Source organism: Peribacillus sedimenti, from assembly GCF_046237635.1.
Lineage (GTDB): Bacteria > Bacillota > Bacilli > Bacillales > DSM-1321 > Peribacillus > Peribacillus sedimenti.
On the sequence record NZ_CP143547.1, the window covers coordinates 2,307,501 to 2,326,264 of the forward strand.

20 protein-coding genes (1 of these 20 only partly in view) are annotated in these 18,764 nt (G+C 40.7%); 16 read left to right on the forward strand and 4 right to left on the reverse strand.

Annotation, left to right across the window (positions count from 1 at the left end):
* On the reverse strand, positions 1 to 139 hold the 5' portion of the coding sequence (sspO, locus tag V1500_RS11390) for a small acid-soluble spore protein O (protein WP_409305647.1). It extends 14 nt beyond the left edge of the window; the window shows 139 of its 153 coding nt (coding positions 1–139); its start codon is at positions 137 to 139; its stop codon lies beyond the left edge, outside the window.
* A 220-nt stretch (positions 140 to 359) separates the two neighbouring features.
* Between sspO and V1500_RS11395 the strand changes: the two genes are divergently transcribed.
* The 9 genes from V1500_RS11395 (at position 360) to V1500_RS11435 (ending at position 8,795) form a co-directional block, all read left to right on the forward strand.
* The gene (locus V1500_RS11395; protein ID WP_409305648.1) at positions 360 to 752 is read left to right on the forward strand and encodes a hypothetical protein; all 393 of its coding nucleotides are present in this window, start codon (positions 360 to 362) and stop codon (positions 750 to 752) included.
* 430 nt (positions 753 to 1,182) lie between these two features.
* Entirely contained in the window at positions 1,183 to 3,894 is a 2,712-nt protein-coding gene (gene acnA / locus V1500_RS11400; RefSeq protein ID WP_409305649.1) for an aconitate hydratase AcnA, read from the forward strand.
* 238 nt (positions 3,895 to 4,132) lie between these two features.
* Positions 4,133 to 4,672, forward strand: a complete 540-nt coding sequence (locus V1500_RS11405; RefSeq protein ID WP_409305650.1) for a peroxiredoxin family protein — start codon at positions 4,133 to 4,135, stop codon at positions 4,670 to 4,672.
* Positions 4,673 to 4,792: 120 nt separating this feature from the next.
* Positions 4,793 to 4,921 carry an FbpB family small basic protein gene (locus tag V1500_RS11410; RefSeq protein ID WP_409305651.1) on the forward strand — a complete coding sequence of 43 codons (129 nt, stop codon included), beginning with the start codon at positions 4,793 to 4,795 and terminating at the stop codon, positions 4,919 to 4,921.
* Between the two features lie 61 nt (positions 4,922 to 4,982).
* The gene (locus V1500_RS11415; RefSeq protein ID WP_409305652.1) at positions 4,983 to 5,126 is read left to right on the forward strand and encodes an acid-soluble spore protein N; all 144 of its coding nucleotides are present in this window, start codon (positions 4,983 to 4,985) and stop codon (positions 5,124 to 5,126) included.
* 137 nt (positions 5,127 to 5,263) lie between these two features.
* A complete protein-coding gene (gene tlp, locus V1500_RS11420; protein WP_409305653.1) occupies positions 5,264 to 5,494 on the forward strand; it encodes a small acid-soluble spore protein Tlp in 231 nt (76 codons plus the stop codon).
* Positions 5,495 to 5,639: 145 nt separating this feature from the next.
* A complete protein-coding gene (locus tag V1500_RS11425) occupies positions 5,640 to 7,988 on the forward strand; it encodes an AAA family ATPase (protein ID WP_409305654.1) in 2,349 nt (782 codons plus the stop codon).
* A 1-nt stretch (position 7,989) separates the two neighbouring features.
* Positions 7,990 to 8,412 carry an acyl-CoA thioesterase gene (locus V1500_RS11430; RefSeq protein ID WP_409305655.1) on the forward strand — a complete coding sequence of 141 codons (423 nt, stop codon included), beginning with the start codon at positions 7,990 to 7,992 and terminating at the stop codon, positions 8,410 to 8,412.
* Positions 8,413 to 8,468: 56 nt separating this feature from the next.
* On the forward strand, positions 8,469 to 8,795 hold the full coding sequence (locus V1500_RS11435; protein ID WP_409305656.1) for a hypothetical protein: 327 nt from the start codon (positions 8,469 to 8,471) through the stop codon (positions 8,793 to 8,795).
* Between the two features lie 325 nt (positions 8,796 to 9,120).
* On the opposite strand, the gene V1500_RS11440 is transcribed toward V1500_RS11435, so the two are convergent.
* Complete coding sequence (locus tag V1500_RS11440; RefSeq protein ID WP_409305657.1) at positions 9,121 to 9,408, reverse strand: HesB/YadR/YfhF family protein; 288 nt, start codon at positions 9,406 to 9,408, stop codon at positions 9,121 to 9,123.
* 509 nt (positions 9,409 to 9,917) lie between these two features.
* On the opposite strand from V1500_RS11440, the gene V1500_RS11445 reads away from it, so the two are divergent.
* The 3 genes from V1500_RS11445 (at position 9,918) to V1500_RS11455 (ending at position 11,183) form a co-directional block, all read left to right on the forward strand.
* Positions 9,918 to 10,208 (forward strand): PadR family transcriptional regulator, encoded by a 291-nt coding sequence (locus V1500_RS11445; protein ID WP_409305658.1) that lies wholly within the window; start codon positions 9,918 to 9,920, stop codon positions 10,206 to 10,208.
* Positions 10,209 to 10,367: 159 nt separating this feature from the next.
* Complete coding sequence (locus tag V1500_RS11450) at positions 10,368 to 10,808, forward strand: SRPBCC family protein (protein ID WP_409305659.1); 441 nt, start codon at positions 10,368 to 10,370, stop codon at positions 10,806 to 10,808.
* On the forward strand, positions 10,809 to 11,183 hold the full coding sequence (locus V1500_RS11455) for an ArsR/SmtB family transcription factor (RefSeq protein ID WP_409305660.1): 375 nt from the start codon (positions 10,809 to 10,811) through the stop codon (positions 11,181 to 11,183). It abuts the gene before it with no gap.
* A gap of 458 nt (positions 11,184 to 11,641) precedes the next feature.
* Here the strand turns inward: V1500_RS11455 and V1500_RS11460 are convergent, their stop codons facing one another.
* Positions 11,642 to 11,794 carry a YycC family protein gene (locus tag V1500_RS11460; RefSeq protein ID WP_409305661.1) on the reverse strand — a complete coding sequence of 51 codons (153 nt, stop codon included), beginning with the start codon at positions 11,792 to 11,794 and terminating at the stop codon, positions 11,642 to 11,644.
* Between the two features lie 449 nt (positions 11,795 to 12,243).
* On the opposite strand from V1500_RS11460, the gene V1500_RS11465 reads away from it, so the two are divergent.
* Complete coding sequence (locus V1500_RS11465; protein WP_409305662.1) at positions 12,244 to 12,384, forward strand: hypothetical protein; 141 nt, start codon at positions 12,244 to 12,246, stop codon at positions 12,382 to 12,384.
* A gap of 91 nt (positions 12,385 to 12,475) precedes the next feature.
* Here V1500_RS11465 and plsY read toward each other — a convergent pair whose 3' ends face one another.
* Entirely contained in the window at positions 12,476 to 13,063 is a 588-nt protein-coding gene (gene plsY / locus V1500_RS11470; protein ID WP_409305663.1) for a glycerol-3-phosphate 1-O-acyltransferase PlsY, read from the reverse strand.
* Positions 13,064 to 13,335: 272 nt separating this feature from the next.
* Between plsY and V1500_RS11475 the strand changes: the two genes are divergently transcribed.
* The 3 genes from V1500_RS11475 (at position 13,336) to parC (ending at position 18,637) form a co-directional block, all read left to right on the forward strand.
* Positions 13,336 to 13,749 (forward strand): CoA-binding protein, encoded by a 414-nt coding sequence (locus V1500_RS11475; protein WP_409305664.1) that lies wholly within the window; start codon positions 13,336 to 13,338, stop codon positions 13,747 to 13,749.
* Between the two features lie 465 nt (positions 13,750 to 14,214).
* A complete protein-coding gene (gene parE / locus V1500_RS11480) occupies positions 14,215 to 16,188 on the forward strand; it encodes a DNA topoisomerase IV subunit B (protein WP_409305665.1) in 1,974 nt (657 codons plus the stop codon).
* A gap of 1 nt (position 16,189) precedes the next feature.
* Entirely contained in the window at positions 16,190 to 18,637 is a 2,448-nt protein-coding gene (gene parC, locus V1500_RS11485; RefSeq protein ID WP_409305666.1) for a DNA topoisomerase IV subunit A, read from the forward strand.
* Positions 18,638 to 18,764 lie beyond the last annotated feature (127 nt).

Consider the following 18,764-nt stretch of genomic DNA (forward strand, 5'->3'; position numbering starts at 1 on the left):
TGCGTTTTTTATTGTTCTGTCTTTCTTCCTCTAACAAGGGTTCATTAAAATGATCTACATTATAACCAGCCCCTCTGCCCTGGGCTTTAGCGGCATTCATGCCGGGTATAACGTGATTGGCACTCCGTCGTCTAACCATCGAAACACCTCCTCCTTTATAGGATTCCGTTACGGCGTTACAAATATGGGCACACTTCTTTGCTAAAAAATGACTGCAACAACAGTTGTACTATTGTTTTTCATTGACTGAAAGTTAGCAAAATAATCTGTGGCAATTTTCTTACGCTATTAGATGTTCGTCCATGCCTTATCATAAACCGTGAATATAATGCTCATATAAATGAAAGGGGGAGTTATATATGAGTAATCCTTGGTTTCCTGCCAGACGAAGAGATGATGGGGATGACGGCGGAGGAAGCGGATCCTCCAGATCGAGGTCGGATGCAGAGGGAAAAGCACGTTCTGATGTGGACTCTGATATTGATAACCAGCTGGATACCGATATTGACGTAGATAGTGATACGCAAGTAGATAATGATAATGAGGTAAGAAATTCGGACCGCAACACGAACGTTGCTAAAATTTGCAATTCCGGAAACTCGAGAATACATCTTGATATCGATGTGGATTCGGATTCAAATGTCAGAGCTCGGACACGCTCTAATTCGAATTCAGATTCCAATCAAGACCAGGACAACGAACAAGATCAAGAACAAAACCAAAATCAAGATCAGGATTCAGACAGTGACTGAATTGATTGGCGGGATAGGGATACCTGTCCCGCTTTTTTTTGTTTGTGCTTGTAAGGAGTGGGATATATCATATTGTGGAGAAATTTCTTTAACAAAATAAACGAAATTATTATGCTAAAAAACTAAAAAATCTAAGTCGCATGCCAGAACAACATTGATTTATATAGGAAAAACAAATGATATATAAACATAGATAAGAAAAACTTATAAAAAACAATAACTTTCTTGTTATTTACTTATGTATAAATCTATATTAATATTAGTTTGTGAGCAAAATTGGATGGGAGTTTGAAAAAGTTCAAACTTTTCGACAAATGCTAATTTTTTATTTATATTTAAGTTGGCTTGGTTCTTGTGATATATAGAACCACGTTTACTTGTCATGTTCAGATTCTATGAATCTGACATTTTAATAGGGGGTAGCATGTTTATGACAAAAAACGATGTATATCAAGCGCGCTCTTCATTTGAAGTCAATGGAAAGCGCTACAACTATTACAATCTTGAGACTTTAGAAAAAGCTGGGCTGGGCAATATTTCACGCCTGCCATACTCAATTAAAGTTTTGCTTGAAGCGGTTCTTCGCCAGGTTGATGGAAGAGTCATCACAAAGGAACATGTGGAAAACCTGGCTAAGTGGGGAACAAGCGAACAAAAGGAAATTGACGTACCTTTCAAACCTTCACGTGTAATTCTACAGGACTTTACTGGTGTGCCTGCTGTAGTTGACCTTGCTTCTCTTCGTAATGCAATGGCTGCACTTGGTGGTGACCCGGATAAGATTAATCCTGAAATTCCTGTGGAATTGGTTATCGACCATTCCGTCCAGGTAGATAAAGCAGGAACTCCAGACGCTTTAGCTGTAAACATGGACCTTGAATTTGAACGCAATATGGAACGTTATCAATTCCTGAGCTGGGCACAAAAATCCTTTAATAACTACCGTGCAGTTCCGCCTGCAACTGGTATCGTCCACCAGGTTAACCTTGAATATCTTGCAAACGTAGTACACGCAGTTGAGACTCCTAATGGAGACCATGAAGTATTCCCGGATACAGTATTCGGAACTGATTCCCATACTACCATGATCAATGGTATCGGTGTACTTGGCTGGGGTGTCGGCGGAATTGAAGCGGAAGCCGGCATGCTTGGACAGCCTTCTTACTTCCCAGTCCCAGAGGTAATCGGGGTTAAGCTAATTGGACAACTCCCTAACGGAACAACTGCAACTGACCTTGCGTTAAAGGTTACACAAGTGCTTCGCAGCAAAGGTGTAGTTGGAAAATTCGTGGAATTCTTTGGCCCTGGTGTTAAATACCTACCTCTTGCTGACCGTGCAACGATTGCGAATATGGCTCCTGAATACGGTGCTACTTGCGGTTTCTTCCCTGTGGATGAAGAAGCAATCGCCTACTTAAGATTGACAGGCCGTGAAGAGGAGCAAATTCAGATTGTAGAAACTTACAGCAAAGAAAATGGATTATTCTACACTAACGACAAACAAGACCCAACTTATACGGATGTTGTAGAAATCAATCTTTCTGAAATCGAACCGAATCTCTCAGGTCCTAAACGTCCGCAGGATTTAATCCCGCTCTCAAAGATGCAGTCTTCCTTCAAAGAAGCTCTTAATGCTCCAATGGGCAACCAGGGATTTGGGCTTAAGCCTGAAGAAATTAATAAAGAAGTAACAGTTAAATTTGCTGATGGCCGCCAAACTGTCATGAAAACTGGTGCAATTGCAATCGCAGCGATTACAAGCTGTACAAACACTTCCAATCCATACGTAATGCTTGGAGCGGGACTTGTGGCAAAGAAAGCCGTGGAAAAGGGACTAACTGTTCCTGATTATGTAAAAACATCATTGGCTCCAGGGTCGAAAGTAGTTACAGGATACCTTCGAGATTCAGGCTTGCTTCCTTACATGGACCAATTAGGCTTTAACCTTGTAGGTTATGGATGTACTACATGTATCGGTAATTCAGGGCCTCTTGCTGATGAAATTGAGGCAGCCGTATCCGAAGCAGACCTTCTGGTGACATCTGTACTATCAGGTAACCGTAACTTCGAAGGCCGTATCCACCCGCTTGTAAAAGCTAACTATCTTGCATCACCGCCATTGGTTGTTGCTTATGCTTTAGCTGGTACTGTAGACGTCGATCTTCAAAAGGATCCGCTTGGCAAGGATAAGGACGGAAATGATGTATTCTTTAATGATATCTGGCCGACTCAGGAAGAAATTAATGAAGTTGTATTGAATACAGTTACACCGGACTTGTTCCGCAAAGAGTATGAAACGGTGTTCAATAATAACAAGCGCTGGAATGAAATCCAGACAAGCAATGAAGCTTTATATCAATTTGATGAGAAGTCAACCTATATCCAAAATCCTCCATTCTTTGAAGGTCTATCTCCGGATCCTGGAGAGGTTGCTACACTATCAGGTCTTCGTGTAGTAGGCAAGTTCGGTGACTCAGTCACAACTGACCATATTTCACCAGCGGGTGCAATCGGTAAAAATACTCCTGCAGGCATTTATCTGACTGAAAATGGAGTAAGCCCTCGCGACTTTAACTCTTATGGTTCCCGCCGTGGTAATCATGAGGTTATGATGCGCGGTACTTTTGCAAATATTCGTATACGCAATCAAATTGCTCCGGGCACAGAAGGCGGATTCACAACTTACTGGCCGACTGGAGAAGTTATGGCAATTTACGATGCGTGCATGAAGTATAAGGCTGACGGAACTGGACTTGTGGTTCTTGCAGGTAAAGATTATGGAATGGGAAGCTCCCGTGACTGGGCAGCAAAAGGAACAAACCTTCTTGGCATAAAGACAGTCATTGCAGAAAGCTTTGAGCGGATTCACCGTTCCAACCTTGTATTGATGGGTGTTCTTCCGCTTCAATTCAAGGAAGGCGAAAGTGCAGAAGTGCTCGGCCTCACTGGAAAAGAGACCATTGATGTTCAGGTCGATGAAAATGTAAAACCACGTGAGTATGTAAAGGTCACTGCAACTGATGAAGCTGGCAATAAGAAAGAATTCGAAGTACTTGTCCGGTTTGACAGTGAAGTAGAAATTGATTACTATCGTCACGGCGGTATTCTTCAAATGGTTCTTCGCGATAAGCTTAAAGCGTAATTTTATTTAAATTAACGTGAGCAGCCTCAAAAATTGAGGCTGCTTTTTTAATTTGTATCATATAATTAACTATTAATTGAAAATGTGACTGTTTGTTGAACTGATTTTATAGAAAACAGTGTATTTAAATTAAAAACAGGTAAGAGACGTTTTATTTTTATCAGGTGAATCTGGTAAGATAAGACAGGAGAAGCCGGAAGTAAACAGTATGCATTTAAGACTGCAATGGAGGATGATTATGTTTAAGAAGATTTTGGCTGCTGTCGCACTTATCATGTTGTCAGCAATTGCGATTGTACAGGCAATACAGCCGGACAAAGAGACAGCGGCAGTTAATAAGGCAGATGATCCGGGGGGCCTTACCGTAGGTGTAAAAGCACCTGATTTTACATTAGTAAATTTGAATGGACAAAAGGTTAAACTCTCAGATTACAGGGGAAAAAAGGTGCTTTTGAATTTTTGGGCAACCTGGTGTCCGCCGTGCAAGAAGGAAATGCCTGATTTGGAAAAGCTCCATACAACTTCTGGGGAGGATATCGTCGTCCTTGCTGTGAATGATGATCCGCAGAATGATGTCAAAGGTTTTGCGCAGGATTTAAATCTGACCTTTCCTATATTATTGGATAATGAAAAAGCAAGTGAATCCGTTACGGAAGCATATCAAGTCATGAGCCTGCCGACTTCTTTCTTTATCGATAAAAATGGAGTGATTCAGGATAAGTTTGTTGGAGCAATGACCTACGAGTACATGCAGGAGAATTTAAATAAGATCAAATAACAGTCCTTAGTGACTGTTTTTTTAAACAAAAAAATAATCAAAAAATTTAGATAGGTGCGGTCATAATTTGGAGTGAATTTGGAAAAGATGGATATTAGAATAATGTAGAGGTGAAATATTATGAAGAAGAGAAAAAGGTCGTTCGAGGAATTAGTGAATGAAAACAAGCGAGAATTAATGAATGATTATGAACTAATGGAGAAAATTGAGGAACGCCTTGAACAACGGCATTTACAAAAGGCCGAATAAACTGTTATTGCCACTTATGAATCCCCATTTGTCAGCCATATTATTAATAGGAGGGGATAATATGGGCAATCCAAGAAGAGATTCTAAGCATTTCGTACCAAGTCATTTAGGAACGCAGCCTCGTGGCTTTAGTGGAAATAAAGGTAAAAAAATGCAGGATACATCTGGACATCATGCGCAAGTGATCCAGACCAAAGGTGAATAAATAAAAGAAGTCCGGACTTCCGGGCTTCTTTTATTGCATAATTTTATTATGTAAACTTATGTTAGAACTTTCCCTTTATTATATATAAGGTTCCGGGAAAAATAAGGACTCAGGAATTATAACAAGGAGGGAATGGAATGACGAATACAACACCAAAACCGGATGATCGTTCAGATAATGTAGATAAGTTGCAAGAAATGGTTCAAAATACAATACAAAATATACACAAAGCAGAAGCGTCACTTGAATTTACATCCGGTGACCAAGTGTCACAAATACAGGAAAAGAATAATAGGCGGCGAGAAAGCATTGAAACGCTAAGAAATGAAATAAGGGATGAGGCAGAGGCAAAAAGAAACGGTTATTAAAAGCGATTAAGTATAGATTGCAAACTGCTTACGAGGGAAAACATTTTGTTTTTCCTCTTTTTTAACAAGCCTCATACAAGTGTATCAGTGTATTTTTATGTTAAGATAATAAAGAAATAAGAGAATGAAAAGATGTGACTGAACCATGATTCAAAAAAGAAGCCACGCGGCAGATTTATACATAGAGATAAAAAAGCTAGAAGGACAGATATCAGAAAAGGGCGTACTTGAGAATCCCAATGACGCCGTAAAACTACTTGCATCGATAGATAAGCTGCCTGAAAAAACGCAGGAAATCCAGGGGCTAAAAGCGAAGTTATTTATTTTGCTTGCAGTTAGCAGGAGGGAAACCATCGGGGAAGATTCTCTATTTGAGACTTGGCTGAATGCTGCTTTGCAGGAGGATCCACACAATAAGAATGTAAAAGAACTGCTGGCAAAAAAAAGATTAAAACAATACCACTCAATATTGGATAAGCTTGATTTTCCTTTGGTCAGGGAGACGGATAACAGGACTGCTAAGCGAAAAATTGCACAGCAGTATATTAAAACTTGCGAAGAAACTATACCTGTACTTGAGGAAAAGCTTTCAGAATTAGAAAAATTACACAGTTTACCTGATATATCCAGTGAGGCAGCTCCAACATTAACAGATGTGCTTCAAGACGTTATCCAAGGACTCACGGAATTATTAAAAGCCTCACGGGAATATGAAGAGTCCATTTCAGGGGTTTTCCACACTTCTACCTATGCCAATGAGATGAAAGTTCATCTAGACCGGATTGAGCAGCTTAAAACACAATGGTCAGTACTTTTTGCCGATGATGAACAACAACAGTCCCGAGAGGCTCTGAGTGCGCTGGTAGAGCTACAATCTATGGTAGGTATGGAAGATGTCAAAAAACGGGTGAATAATTATTATCACTTTCTCCAGTACCAAAAGAAGCGAAAAGGTCTTGGGCTTCAGGCAAAGGATGAACAGAGCCTCAATATGGTATTGACAGGAAATCCGGGAACCGGCAAGACCACCCTGGCAAGGCTTCAGGCACGTATATATCATGAGCTTGGCATGCTTCCACATGAAGAAGTGCTGGAAGTGGACCGTTCTCAATTGGTCGGGGCGTTTATTGGGCAGACTGAAGAGAATGTAAAAAACATAGTAGAAAAGGCAATCGGAGGTGTATTATTCATAGATGAAGCCTACAGTCTCAAGCGGGCTGATCAAACAGGCAACGACTATGGACAAACAGCCATTGATACACTCGTTTCATTAATGACACATCAGAAATATGCTGGCAGATTTGCAGTTATTTTGGCCGGTTATCCCCAGGAGATGCGTGAATTTTTAGATGCAAATCCCGGGTTAAGAAGCAGATTTCCAAATTCAAATCATATACACCTCCCTGACTACACTACATCTGATCTAATGCAAATCGCACTAAAGACAGCTGAAAATAATGACTACATGATCACAGATGAAGCCAGGGCAGAGCTGGAAAAACGTATTGAAAGAGAAAGAGTGGATGATACATTCGGAAATGCCAGGACAGTGAGATCCATTGTACTGGACGCCATATTTAAAAAAGGGGCAACTGTCGAGTTGTCGGAGCAGAATATCCTTGAATATACTCTTTTGGATAAAGAGGATTTTCTGCTTCCGGAACCTTTTTCATATGATTCGCCGTATGAAAAACTTGAAAGGTTAGTAGGACTGAATGAGGTAAAGGCAGAGGTCAAATCGCTGGCGTCCTTTGTGAAACTACAGCAAATTAGACGAGGGCAGGGTATACCGGTCGTCCCGATTCAGCTACATTCCGTTTTTACAGGAAACCCTGGCACAGGTAAAACTACCGTGGCTAAAATATATTCTGAACTGCTAAAAGAGACTGGCATGCTTAAACGGGGACATGTAATCATAGCAAGCCGTGCCGATTTTGTGGCAGGATACATTGGCCAAACGGCTATCAAAACTAAAAAGAAAATCAGGGAGGCCCTGGGCGGTGTATTATTCATTGACGAGGCATATTCGCTGTTAAGTTCACAGTCAGGGGATTTTGGCAAAGAAGTAATCGACACACTTGTAGATGAGATGACAAAGCATAATGAAAATCTGGTCGTCATTCTGGCTGGATATACCAAACAAATGAATCAACTTCTAGAAAGTAATCCCGGTTTAAGATCCCGATTTAAGAAGTTCCTCCATTTTGCAGACTATGACAGCGCAGAAATGTTAGAAATCATGGAGAGGTATGCTGCACACTACCATTACTCATTAGAGGAAAAGGCCGTTGCATACATCAAAGATTACCTGTTGACCCAAACTGTTTCAGGAAACGGAAGATATGCGACAAATCTAATCGACGAAGCTATTCAAATTCAAGCTGATAGATTAATGTCTGGAAACGATGAAAATCTGGACGAAAAATCATTGACAATTTTGGTAGAGAGCGATATAAAAACAGCGAGTGTAAAGCTTGAAAGAGGAGACATATAGGATGCACATTTCTGAAAAGGCAATTGAAGTAAGGTATGCAGAAACAGATCAAATGGGCGTAGTTTATCATGCTAATTATCTAATTTGGATGGAGGTTGGAAGAACACAGCTCATTAAAGATCTTGGTTTTAATTATGCGGAAATGGAAGAAGACGGGGTAATATCGCCGGTAATGGATATTAATGCTTCCTATAAAAAACCAGTCCATTATGGAGAAACGGTAACAATAAAAACCTGGATTGAAAGCTATGATGGACTAAGAGTTTCTTACGGTTACGAAATCATTTCACAATCCGGAGAAGTTGCTGCAACGGGCAAATCCTTGCATGTGTGCGTTAAAAGGGAAAACTTCAGGCCGATTTCGATAAAGCGCCATTATCCGAAGTGGCATGAAGCATATGAACAGAATAAAAAACAAGTCTGATATAATTTCAACAAATCCAGGCAAGGGCTTTTGCCCGGAAGAAAGAGGATGGAAATATGGCCTTTGGAATTAACCGGGAGCAGCTGGCAGCGTGGAAAAGAAAAATCGATAACGGAGAGATTGCTTTTTTAACGCATTATTGGCTGGATGACCGCTTTCCGGGAACAAAAACTGTTACCAAGGTGGGATGCAATGACCTGGAGAAGCTTGCACAATGGGGAAGGCAATATGGGTTAAAGAAAGAATGGATCGATATTAGGAAAGATGGCTATTCACATTTTGACCTTCTTGGCGAAAAGCAGCTCGAGATTCTCTCCAGGGAAGGTATCCATGAAAAGCTTCTTGGACAGACCATTGGCTGGAAAAAGGACAAGCAGGACTAGAGCTTTTATATAATCCAAAACAAATATTGATACCTTCAATGCCCTCGGGTAAATAAGATTTAAGAACTCCAAAAGGATTATATTTCCTATTTCCGTAAACCAAGGATAGAAAGTACAAATTTAGTGGCCCTCACCCACCCCTCTTCATCACTTCCAATATTGATGACTGCGCATTTCATTATGAAAGGGCTGTTATCAGCAGCTGGATATTAATTTGAAAGCATTCGAATGTTATATAAGAAGCGGAGACTGGATTCCGCTTCTTTTTTATGCCTATGTGCAAAAAAAAAGACCCGAATTTTTCGAAAATCGGGTGTACATGATTTCACTCATATAAAAATTCAGGTTCCTTTGCCTTTTCATTGAAATTAACGAACAGATCTTTACCATCAAAATACCAAGAGTCCTTATCTTCGACGAAGTAGGTAACTCCTTCTTTTTCTACAGTAGCAGCTGGGTTAACTGGAGTTTCCGGAATAATTCCAAGCGAAAATCCTTTTTGAATAGGGCTGTAGCCGCCATACCTCGCATAAAAACGAATAAAGTCTCCACTGGTTAATTCCAGTTCAGTTTTGTACCATTCTGCTGCTTTGTCAGAGATAACAATCTTCATGATAATCTCCCTTCTAGTTTTACAATAATAACATTATAAATGATTTACAAGAAAGAAGCTAATGAAGAGATAATGGTAAGCACCTAGTGGAGAGAACTTCTTTTGCATACAAACGAAACTTTAGATATCACAGAATTATGCGGAAAACGGAGAGAGTCGCCAACAAAATTGGCATAAACCCAGGAATGTCAACCGAGTCTTGAGGAAAGTCAGGATCCTCTTCGCATATTTATCCGTACGTATGAATGATGAATTATGAAGTGTTCGTATCGTGCACATTAAAAAGAACATCCAATAAAAATGAATCTAAAAATACTATATTTATAAATTATATTAATATTTCTTTAAACCTAATTTAATACCGAGTTGAGTCTGTTTCTGGATACGTAAAAATATAGTATATAGCATTACGATATACTTGTGTGGTACTATATTGTTACCCGATATAGCATAAGAGCAAGGTGGTGAGACCGATTAGGAAAACGGAGCTATTTAAAGGAACAACCGAAATGATTTTGCTATCCCTGTTAATTAAGAAGGATTATTACGGATATGAGCTAATCGAAACAATTAAAGAAGAAAGCGGCGGATATATTCAATTTAAGGAAGGGACCTTGTATCCAGCCTTAAAGAAGCTAGAAGAAACCAATCTCGCCAAAAGTTACTGGAAGGATTCATTTGAAGGGCCAAAGCGCAAATATTATTATGCTACAAAAGAAGGTAAGAGGATGATGGATCACTATTTAACCGATTGGGAACAATTCTGTAAGGTTATTAACAATATTGTTCGGAAAGAATAATGAGAAGTCTGCAGTCGGCGGAAATAAGGACGGATGAAGAAAGATCCTCTTAAACCAGGCGTTTTAATGATGGGCAGAAAGATTCATCTTGATATAAAACCAAATGGTGTTATAATAGTGACATGAAACCATTTGGTTTTATTTAAAAATGTAAGGAGAATGAATGTGGAAACAAATCAAAACGGGACTTTAACAGACATTAAACAGACAATTGTGTTTGATTCACCAATTGAAAAGGTATGGGAGAAGGTGTCCACTTCCGAAAATATTGCAGAGTGGTTTATGCCGAATGATTTTGAACCAAAGGTAGGCCATGAGTTCCATATACAATCGCCTTTTGGACCATCACCTTGCAAAGTGCTCGAAATTGATGCTCCTAATAAGCTGTCTTTTGCTTGGGATACTGAAGGCTGGGTAGTAGAATTTATTTTAAAGGACTTAGGGGATAAAACGGAATTTACCCTTATTCACGGAGGCTGGAAACGTCCTGAAGATATCATTGGAAAAGCCAATCAGAAGAGCTCGATCATCCGCGATACCATGGGGAATGGCTGGAATGGTATTGTACATCAACGGCTTCGTAAGGTAGTGGAAGGATAAGTGACGGCAGTCAAGCATGACGTCTTTCAGGCAATAGCCGACCCGACTCGCAGAGAGGTACTCAGATTGCTTGCTGGAAAGGAAATGCCTATTTCGGAAATAACAGCTCATTTCCCGATTAGCAGAACGGCAATAGCAAAACACTTGCAAATACTTTCGGAAGCCGATTTGGTGAATGGACGCAAGGCTGGGAGGGAGAAATTGTACAGACTGCAGCCGGAACCCTTACAAGAATTAAAGAATTGGCTGTCGTTTTATGAACAATTTTGGAATAATAAGTTATCCATGCTTAAACATATGGTTGAAAACGAAGGAAATCATCAGTTGAAAATAGTAAAACCAGCGACAAATGACGAAAAGGAAGGCCACAGTTAATGTGGTCTTTTTTATATTCGGATAATATATTATAACAAAAACCTCGCTAGAATATTTTCTAACACTCAGCATCCCATAGTTTATCATATTAGTCTTTATTAAGCGGCAGCTAAGAAAAATGGCCGATAAGGAGCCGTCATAGGTTTCTCTATGTCCGAGATTAACAGGGAGAGTATCAAGAGTCCTAAATCACATTTATATCCATTATTACATTGCTGGACGGAAAGGAAGTATATTGGCAACGGAAATCGTCTCAAACCAGTCAGCGCAGTCCAGGCTGCAGGGTAACTATGAGAAATCAGGGGCCTTCAGAGTGCAATGGCTTTGTTTCTGATAAGTAAAAAAAGTACAGAAGTATGAAGTCACGCCCAAAAGTTAGAGTTCACAAACTTTTGGGTGCTGTATGTAATTTGACCTCGAAAATAGCACATTGGATAAAGTTTTTTTCGTCAAAAATGCTATTTTTCTTTCATATTATTGCCTGATTTCTGCGCTTCAGCCATTTTGGCAAGCAGGATATGCTGAGGCATATGCATAATTTGCTCTAAAGGCAATTTGAGTGTCTCAGATAATATAAGTGCCGTTTCTGCAGATATTTTCAATGGTCCCATTCAAATGTTCTCCTTAGCTTATTCTTTCTATTAATAATATACCATACTTTTTTGACAAGACTTATTTCGAGATTATAACGACTATTTGTAAGTAGCGGAAGAAAAATCTGGGAAGTTCATATTACTCGGCTTCAAAACCTATTTGTAGATCATTGCGATCAATAAGGCCGGATTGGGAGTTAAACGAAGAAGTATATGATTTGAAGTACAGATAGTAGTTTGCTATTTTTTATATGTTACCAAGTGTGTATGGAGGGTAATGGAACATAAGAATAAACATATAAGAAGGGTGGGAAATCACTATGCTAAAGATGACTTCGATTGCCTATGATAAAATCAACTCCATTCTCCAAGAGGAGCAAGGCCCGGGAGAAAAGCTCTATTTGCGGGTAACGATGGGGATTGGCTGAGGGGGTCCCCAGTTAAAGCTTTCTCTGGATGAGAAGCCATTGCAAAAAGATATAATTCAAAAATTCGAGGATATTGATATCCTGATCCATGAACAGGATATGCCGCATTTCGAAAACGCAACAATAGATGTGGTAAGGGATTTATATGGCAAAAGAAAATTCTCGTTAGTCAAAGACTGAACAGGTTGCTAAACATAATAAAAACAGGACTGGCCGGGGAGGACAGTCCTGTTATTGTCCTATAATAAACATAAAAACAATAGAACATAAATTAGAGCCATTTAATTTTAGGTTCCGTTTTATCAATAATCCTCTTTATGTTAGCTCTGTGCCGGTAAAATATGAATATCGCCAGAATAGATAGTACAATAATCAGCGGGATATCATGATTCCTTGTAACCAGGGCAAACACTAAAGCAACAACCGCTGCGACCATGGAGGATAAGGATACATACTTTGTCAGATATAAAGACAGAAAGAATATCGCAACAAGCAAGAAAAATAAAAGAGGGGCATACGCCAGAAGAATTCCTCCTGATGTAGCTACAGCTTTTCCGCCGCGGAAGCCTGCAAATACGGGGTACATATGCCCTATAACCGCCAGTACACCAGCAAGCAGAAGGTGTATGTCCACATCGAGCAAAACCGGCAGGCTGGTAGCTAATGTCCCCTTCAATATGTCCATGACAGTTACCACCAGACCAGCTTTTACACCCAGTGTGCGAAAGGTATTAGTTGCTCCGAGATTTTTGCTGCCGTGTTCCCGTATATCGGTTTTATAAAATACTTTCCCAATAATCAACCCAGAAGGTATGGAGCCGGCCAGATAAGCCAGCAATAATGTAAGAATGATCATCATATAAAATTGCCCTTTCCCGTCTATGTTAAATCTGAATCATTATGTATGGACACTGCTCAGAAATACGTTCGGAGTGTTATTTTATTTTATCATGTAAATAAAAAAAAACCATGTCTTTATTTGTCATGTGTAAAAACAATGTGCATGGATGAAAAATCACTTGGTTTGGGTTTTTAAACATATAAATGTAAAATAGTAATACATGGCTACAATGACAATGCGGAAAATTTTTGGATGTAATAGTAAACATCAAATATGAGGAGCTGATTAAAATGGTATTGGAATATCCGCCCAGGCAGGAATTAGGGGAAATCTTAAAAAAAGCCAAAAGAGTAGCAGTGGTAGGACTTTCGGATAATCCGGACCGCACTTCTTACATGGTTTCAAAGGCGATGCAGGATAGCGGTTATGATATTATACCTGTTAACCCTGCGGTTGATGAAGTGCTGGGAGTAAGGGCTGTTTCATCGCTAAAGGAAATAGAAGGCCATATTGATATTGTCAATGTATTCCGCCGATCTGAATATTTAATGGAGGTTGCGAAGGAATTTTCCGAAGTAGATGCAGATGTTTTTTGGGCACAGCTGGGGCTCGAAAACGAAGAAGCATATCAATTTTTGAAAAATAAGGGCTACACAGTTGTCATGGACAGATGCATTAAAGTCGAGCATGCACTTACAAAATAAACGGCACGCAGGAGCAAACACGCTCCTGTTTTTTTACGGTCTCTGAAGAAGTTTTGTTTTAGTGAAATTCGATTAAGGATTCTCCGTTATTTGTTAAAAAGACCTCAAATATGAGCGAAATGAATGGATTTTTAAAATGCGTATTTGCCAAATAAAAAAATATCGCTACAATAAGTCATAGACCAATACTATAAAGAGACACAAAAAATAAACGTAGAAATACGGCAAAAGTATGAAAATCAATCGAACATTTGTTCTTTCTGGATAAATTGATTATACTTATCTTAGTAAGAGTGAATAAATATGATTGTTAATTCTAATTTTTAAAAAAGGATTTATAAGACTTTGCTTAAAGTGTTTAAAACAGAACGCCAGAAGCATCTTAATTTGCTGCTGCGAGCGTTGGAGCCCTGCCCTGATTGGTAGGGCGAGGCAATTGTGTTTTGCAACGAAAGGGGAATATCTGTGGCAAGAAACGTAAAAACAATCGAATATAACGATGATGCGATTCAGGTACTGGAAGGCCTTGAGGCAGTAAGGAAACGGCCGGGGATGTACATAGGCAGCACAGATGCGAGAGGCCTGCATCATCTTGTATATGAGATTGTAGATAACTCCGTGGACGAAGCTTTGGCGGGGCATGGGGACCACATTATCGTCAAGATCCATAAAGACAATAGCGTGAGCGTGACTGATAAAGGCAGGGGTATGCCTACCGGAATGCACAAAATGGGCAAGCCAACTCCGGAAATCATCTTGACTGTTCTTCACGCCGGCGGAAAATTCGGCCAGGGGGGCTATAAGACAAGCGGAGGGCTGCATGGGGTAGGTGCATCGGTCGTAAACGCCCTATCGGAATCGCTCGTCGTAACCATAAAAAGAGACGGCTTTATTTATGAACAAAGATTTGCTGAGGGAGGCAAGCCTCAAACCACATTAGAAAAATTAGGGAAGACGAATCAGACCGGCACAAAAATTCACTTCAAGCCGGATGCATCTATTTTTTCTGTTACCACGTTTAATTATGATACGTTGTCCGAAAGATTACGGGAATCAGCTTTCCTGCTAAAAGGCATGAAGATTGAATTGATAGATGAACGATATGACCAGCATGATATTTTCCATTATGAAAACGGCATCGAAGCCTTTGTTCAATATTTAAATGAGGAAAAAGATACACTCCATTCTGTAATCAGTTTTGATGGACAGCAAAATGGCCTTGAAGTGGATTTTGCTTTTCAGTTCAATGATGGATATTCGGAAAATGTGTTAAGCTTTGTGAATAATGTCAGGACCAAGGATGGCGGAACTCATGAAGTTGGTGCAAAAACAGCAATGACGCGGGCGTTTAACGACTATGCTAGAAAGACTGGCCTATTGAAGGAAAAGGATAAAAACCTGGAGGGGTCTGACATTCGGGAAGGATTATCAGCCATCATCTCCGTCAGGATTCCTGAGGAATTTCTCCAGTTTGAAGGACAGACCAAGAGCAAGCTTGGCACAAGTGAGGCAAGGTCGGCAGTCGATGCCATCGTTTCAGAGCATTTGGCGTATTTCTTTGAGGAGAACCCAAATACAAGCTCTCTTTTAATAAAGAAAGCAATTAAAGCCTTCCAGGCCCGGGAAGCAGCACGCAAAGCAAGGGAAGACGCAAGAAGTGGAAAGAAGAGGAAGAAATCAGAGGCTGTTCTCTCAGGGAAACTGACCCCGGCACAATCCAGAAATCCACAAAAGAATGAATTATACCTGGTAGAGGGCGATTCCGCAGGTGGGTCAGCTAAGCAAGGGCGTGACCGCAGATTCCAGGCAGTGCTGCCGCTAAGGGGCAAGGTAATAAATACAGAAAAGGCCAAGCTGCAGGATATCTTCAAAAATGAAGAAATCAATACCATTATCCATGCGATCGGCGCCGGTGTAGGGCCAGAGTTTGTTGTGGATGATGCCAATTATGACAAGATTATTATTATGACTGATGCGGATACAGATGGCGCCCATATCCAAGTCCTGTTATTAACCTTCTTTTACCGTTACATGAAGCCGTTGATTGAGGCCGGCAAGATTTATATCGCATTGCCGCCGTTATATAAAGTAAGCAAAGGTACAGGCAAGAAAGAAGTCATTGAATACGCATGGAGCGATGACGAACTCCAGGGAGCTATCAAAAAAGTCGGCAAAGGGTATATCCTTCAGCGTTATAAAGGACTGGGGGAAATGAATGCGGACCAGCTCTGGGAGACTACGATGAACCCTGAGACCAGGACGTTGATCCGTGTCAAGATCGATGATGGCGCACGGGCCGAAAGACGTGTTACAACCCTGATGGGGGACAAAGTAGAACCGCGTCGTAAGTGGATTGAGTCGAATGTAGCGTTTGGTCTCGAAGAGGAATCGAATATTTTAGATAATGAAAATATATCGGTTACAGAGGAGGTCAAATAAGATGTCATCTTTAGAAAAATATAGGGATTTGCCTCTTGAAGAGGTTATTGGCGACCGTTTTGGCCGTTACAGTAAATATATTATCCAGGACCGCGCCCTTCCTGATGCACGGGATGGATTAAAGCCAGTTCAGCGGCGGATTTTATATGCCATGCATGTCGAAGGGAATACACACGAAAAGAACTTCCGCAAAGCTGCCAAGACAGTCGGGAATGTAATTGGTAATTATCATCCCCATGGCGATTCGTCTGTTTACGAAGCCATGGTGCGCATGAGCCAGGACTGGAAGCTTAGGAATATCATGATAGAAATGCACGGCAATAACGGAAGTATCGACGGGGATCCTCCTGCTGCCATGCGTTATACCGAAGCGAGGCTATCTGCCATTGCTTCAGAATTGCTCAAAGATATCGATAAAAGGACGGTAGATTTTGTTCCGAACTTTGACGATACCTCCAATGAACCGGTTGTTTTGCCTGCTATATATCCGAACCTGCTGGTGAACGGCTCTACTGGGATTTCTGCGGGTTATGCAACGGAAATTCCACCGCATCAATTGGGTGAGGTGATTGATGCTGCCATCTTGAAAATAGACAAACCTGATGCGACTGTCGACGATTTGATGACAGTAATTAAAGGGCCAGATTTTCCGACAGGTGGCATTATCCAGGGCATAGAAGGCATCAAAAAAGCCTATGAAACTGGAAAGGGAAAAATCATTATCCGGGGCAAAGCTGAAATCGAAGAGATTCGCGGTGGAAAACAGCAGATAGTAGTCACTGAGATTCCATATGAAGTGAATAAGGCTAACCTTGTAAGAAAGATAGATGAATTCAAGATCGACCGCAAAGTTGAAGGAATCGCCGAAGTAAGGGACGAAACCGATCGGACGGGCCTTCGGGTGGTGATTGAACTGAAAAAAGAAGCAGATGCAAACGGGGTATTACACTATTTATATAAAAATTCCGACTTGCAGATTACTTATAATTTCAATATGGTTGCGATCTACAAGAAGCGTCCAACCCTGATGACCCTTCCAAAAATGCTGGATGCCTTCATCGATCACCGCAGGCAGGTCATTATCAACCGCTCGCGTTATGAGCTACAAAAAGCACGTGATAGAGCTCATATTGTAGACGGACTGATGAAGGCTTTATCCATCCTCGATGAAGTCATTGCTACCATTCGAGCTTCAAAGGATAAAAGGGATGCAAAGGACAATTTGATAGCCAAGTTCCAATTTACGGAGCCTCAGGCAGAAGCCATCGTTTCTTTGCAGCTATACCGTCTGACCAACACGGATATAACAGCGCTCCAACAGGAAGCCGAGGAATTGCACAAGAAAATTGAAGAGCTTACAAGGATCCTGGAAAGTGAAAGAGCGTTGCTTTCAGTGATAAAAAAAGAGCTGAGACAGGTGAAAAGGGATTACAACGATCCACGCCGTTCGAAAATTGAAGACGAGATTGAAGAAATCAAAATTAATCTTGAAGTACTCGTTGCCAGTGAAGATGTGGTAGTTACCGTAACCAAGGAAGGGTATGTGAAACGGACATCTCTTCGTTCATATGCTGCTTCGGGCGGCCTTGATTTTGGAATGAAGGATTCTGACAGGCTGCTGCAGAAGCTTGAGATGAACACCACAGATGTATTGCTGCTATTTACCAACAAAGGCAATTATCTATATTGTCCGGTTCACCAGCTCCCAGATATCCGCTGGAAGGAAACGGGCCAACATATTGCCAATATCATACCGATAGAAAGTGATGAACAAATCGTAAAAGTACTGCCAGTTAAGGACTTCGAGCAGCAGAATTATCTACTGTTCGTTACAAGAAATGGCATGGTGAAAAAGACGGAGTTAAAAGCATATAAGGCAACTCGTTATTCAAAACCGCTTGTCGCTATAAACTTAAAAGGCGATGATCAGCTGACCGATGTCCACCTTACCTCTGGCAATGCTGACATCTTCATGGTAAGCCACTACGGCTTTGCATTGTGGTTCAGTGAAGAGGAAGTGGGACTGGTCGGTGCCAGAGCTGCTGGTGTCAAAGGAATGAACCTGAAGGACGGAGATTTTGTAGTCGGAGGAAAACTGCTTCATCATGCCGCTGGCGAAGCAATCTTTATTGTTACTCAACGCGGTGCTGTAAAAAAGATGAAGCTTTCGGAATTTGAAAAAACCAGCAGGGCAAAGAGAGGCGTTGTGGTCCTGCGTGAATTAAAATCAAATCCACATCGGATTACCGGCTTTGAAACGGTACTTCCTACGGATACGATTTTTGTAGAAACGGAAAAAGGTGTAATTGAAAGTGTGCAGGTATCTTCCACAAGATTCAATGACCGATATACCAATGGCTCTTTTGTTGTGGATGAGTCGGAAAGCGGCAAATTGCATGCATTATGGAAAGTAAGTGTAGAAGAGCCTAAAACAGATATCGACCAATAATATGTAAGCGAGCCAGGTCAATAATTTGACTTGGCTTTTTTGCTGCTTTTAAGATGGCTATACTCAATTATGGTTAATTCTGTATTGATATAAACTGCCATGTTCGGAAATAGTATGACCGACTATT